This is a genomic window from Ideonella azotifigens, assembly GCF_006519715.1.
GTDB classification, from domain to species: Bacteria; Pseudomonadota; Gammaproteobacteria; order Burkholderiales; family Burkholderiaceae_C; genus Ideonella; species Ideonella azotifigens.
Map to the genome: position 1 here is coordinate 1 of NZ_VIDT01000584.1, position 3,479 is coordinate 3,479.

At 67.5% G+C, this 3,479-nt stretch carries 2 protein-coding genes; both read right to left on the reverse strand.

Features of this window, described 5'->3' with window-relative positions; all coding sequences use genetic code 11:
* Positions 1-382 precede the first annotated feature (382 nt).
* A complete protein-coding gene (locus FKP22_RS24455) occupies positions 383-640 on the reverse strand; it encodes a hypothetical protein (RefSeq protein WP_141290265.1) in 258 nt (85 codons plus the stop codon).
* A 27-nt stretch (positions 641-667) separates the two neighbouring features.
* A partial coding sequence (locus FKP22_RS24460; protein ID WP_141290266.1) for an RHS repeat-associated core domain-containing protein occupies positions 668-3,479 on the reverse strand: 2,812 nt, incomplete at its 5' end.

Sequence of the window (3,479 nt, forward strand, 5' to 3'; positions counted from 1 at the left end):
CGGCACCAGCAGTGCGCCGATGGCCGACCAGGTGCCGGCCTCGGCCAACCGCGTCGAGTTCCCCGCACGCCAGGCCTGGATGGCATGCGCCAGTGCGCCCAGCTTCAGGCTTTGCGGACGGCGCTGCGGGTTGCTGGCGCGGGAGGTGTCGGAGAAAGCTTGCATGAATCGCTCCAGGAGGGAGTGGGGCACTGGGGCCGCGGCGAAGCCCGGCCACCCGATGCGGTGGCCGGGCCTGGCGGCAGCGTTTGATTGAATGAAGAGGCGCGCGAAGGCGCGCACGAATGGGAAGGCGCGCACGAACGGGCGCATGCAGGCCGATGCGGCCATGAGCCTGCAGGGTGGCCACGGGCTTGCCGCAGCTGGGTTGGCGCGCCGCGGCTTATTTCCTGTCCCCGAAGAAGTACAGGCCGGCGGCCAGCACGAACAGCACCGCGCCGGCCGTGATCAGGCCGTACAGCAGCAAGTGCTCGCCGGCCGTGAGGTAGACCACTGCGCCGTGGGTGTTCAGCGGGTACGAGGGTTCGCCGGGCGGTGGCGAGGCGGCGCCGGTCGAGGCGTAGCGCTGCCAGACGAAGAAGGAACAGCACCACAAGCCCAGCGCCAGCAGGCCGCAGATGATTTTCAGGGATCTGAGCATCGGCATCCTTGTGTCGGCAGGCATTGTTCAGAAGGGGTGCACCCAGGTGTAGGTGGCGCCGGCGGTGCCTGAGACAGGGGTGCCGCCGCCCACGCCAATGAAGCCGTTGCCGCCGTAGATGTTGCTGCCGTCGGAGCCCTGGCCGTAGTAGCCCTCGGCACCGCCGATGACACCTTCGCCGCCGGAGCCGCTGACCGAGGCGAACGGGCCGGCCAGGTCGCAGATCGTCTTGGCATTCGAGCCGCCGAACTGGATGCCGATCGAGCCGCCGGCCCCAGCGCCCACGCCACCGCCACCACCGCCGTAGAAGCCCCAGTTGGTGCCGTCGAAGGCAATGCCGGCAAAACCGCCGCCGCCAATGCCCACCGGGCCGATCAGCGGGATGTTGACGCTGCCGGAGATGCCGATGTTGATGGTCCACAGGCCCAGCGGGTCGATCTGCGAAGCCGGGTTGCCCTTGACGTAGCTGTACAGGTTCACGCCACCGTTTTCGGCAATCGGGTCCCGTGAGAGCCAGCGGCCGGCCGCCGGGTTGTAGGCCCGGAAAGGCGTGAGGTAGAGGCCGCTGGTGGCGTGATAGAACATGCCGGCGTAGCGGAAGTCGGTGGAGGTCGGCGTGCCGCCGGTGGCCACCGAGTTGCCGTAGGCGTCGTAGTCCAGCGAGCCCTGCACGGCACCGCTGGCGACGTTGGTCACGTTGCGCACCGAGCCCAGCTTGTCGCGGTTGTAGTAATACTTGGCCGAGTTCGCCGGGCGGAATTCGCCTTCGGCAAAGTAGCGCCGGGTCACCGCGTCGCTGCCGTCGCGGGCCTGGCACAGCACCATGCCGCACCACAGGAAGCGGGTCTCGGTGACGGTGCTGCCATTGGTCTCCAGCATCGCCACCCGGCGGCCCATGCCGTCGTAGCGGAATTCGCTCTTCAGCGCCGCGTTGTTCTTGTAGAGGATGGTGGCCAGTCGGCCGGCGCCGTCCCAGGTGTAGGTGCGCTTGCCGTCGTCGGTGATGTTGCCGGCGCTGTCGTGCGTCACATTGGCGCCGGCCAGCTTCAGCAACTGGTTGTTGACGCCGAAGGTGGCGGTGGAGGTGGTGCCGCCGGGCAGGGTCAGGCTGGTCAGGTTGTCGGCCGCGTCGTAGGCGTAGGCAAATGCATCGCCAGGGGAAACCGACATGGCGGTGAGCCGGTCCGCGGCGTCGTAGGCTGGGGTCCAGCCGCGTGCCGCGCCGGCAATCGTGGTGTCGGCGATGGCGGTGACGAGGGCCTGGGCGTTGCTGGTGTACTGGAAGCTGCGCGTGCCCAGGCCGGCGATGCTGCTCAGCCGCCGGTCCAGCGTGTTGTTCTCGTAGCCGAAGGTGGTCTTGGCCTTGGTGCCCACGGCCACGGTCAGCGGTGCGAAGGTGTTGCCCAGGTAGCTGTAGGCCAGTGCGCCCAGCGCGTTCTGGCCGCTGCTCACGCGGCCCAGCGCGTCGAAGACGATGCTCTCGGCATTGCCCGCTACCGTGCGCTGCTTCACCCGGCCGAGTTCATCGTAGGCGTAGGCGATGTCGTCGTTGGCGTAGGGCCCGTCTTCACCCGTCAGTTGCAGTGCGCCCAGGCTGCCCACGGCGCCGTACTGGTACTGGGTCGTGCCAGTGCCGTCGCTCATGGACTTCACACGCGGGAACACCGTGTCGTAGCTGAACTTGACCGTGGCCGTGGCAACGCTGCCGCCGCTGTAAGCGACGCTGGCGATGCGGTCGTCCTTGCGGTAGGTCAGCGTCTGGGTGCGGCCGGTCGCGTCCACCCGCGACTTCATGCGTGCGCCGTAAGTCTCCCAGTTGAAGGTGTCGACACTGCCGTCGGCAAAGGTCTTGCTGGTGACGCGGCCTTGAAGGTCGCGCTGCCAGGTGGTGACATTGCCCTTGGCATCGGTCAGCGTCTGCAACTCGCCATTGCGGTAGCGGCCGATGGAAACGGTGTGCAGCAGCGGATCGGTGACGCTGCTGAGCGCGCGGTTGGCGTCGTGGCCGTAGCTGGTCACGCGGCCCAGGCGGTCGGTGTAGCTGCCGAGGTCCAGCTTGTCGTAGGCGTACTGTTCGCTGCTGCCGTCCGGGTAGGTGGCGCTGAGCATGCGGTCCAGCGCGTCATAGCTGTAGCCGATGACGTGGCCTTCGGAGTCGGTGCGGGAGGCCACCCGGCCGAAGCCGTCGTAGGTCAGCGTGACGCCAGCGACGGCATTTGGCAGCGTGATGCTGGTCAACTGCCCCAGCGCGTCGTACTGGTAAGTCCAGACCTGGCCCAGCGGGTTGGTCTTGGTGAGCAACTGCCCGGCCGGGTTGTAGGTGTACGTCGTGACCTGGCCCGCTGCGTCGGTGGTGGTCAGCGGCAGGTGCCGCGTGTTGAAGGTCGCCTGCGCCGTGACGTAGTAGTTGCCGTTCTTGTCGCGCACCCGCACCCGGGTCACGTCGATGCCGTTGCCATTGCCGTAGGTGTACTGGGTGTAGCGCCCTTCAGGATCGGTCACCGAGGCCGGGTTGCCGGTCTGGTTGTAGAGGAGGGTCGTCAGCTGCGTGCTGCCATCGTCCAGCACCCGGCCGATCTGCCAGGGCTGGTTGTAGGTGCCCGAGGTCAGCCCGCTGTCGTTGGGCGTGCGGAACCACAGCCGGCCTTCCAGCGGGTTGACGGTGGACGCCATCGCGCTGGACGAATAGCTGAAATTCACCATGTCGTGGTACCAGTGCTGCACCCTGGCCTGGGTGTAGTCACCGGCGGCCAGCTGGTAGGCGTGCTTGTCCCAGTAGAAGGTGTTGCGGTAGTACAGGTACTGGTTGTCGTTGTCCATGCCCGCGGGCATGCCGCGT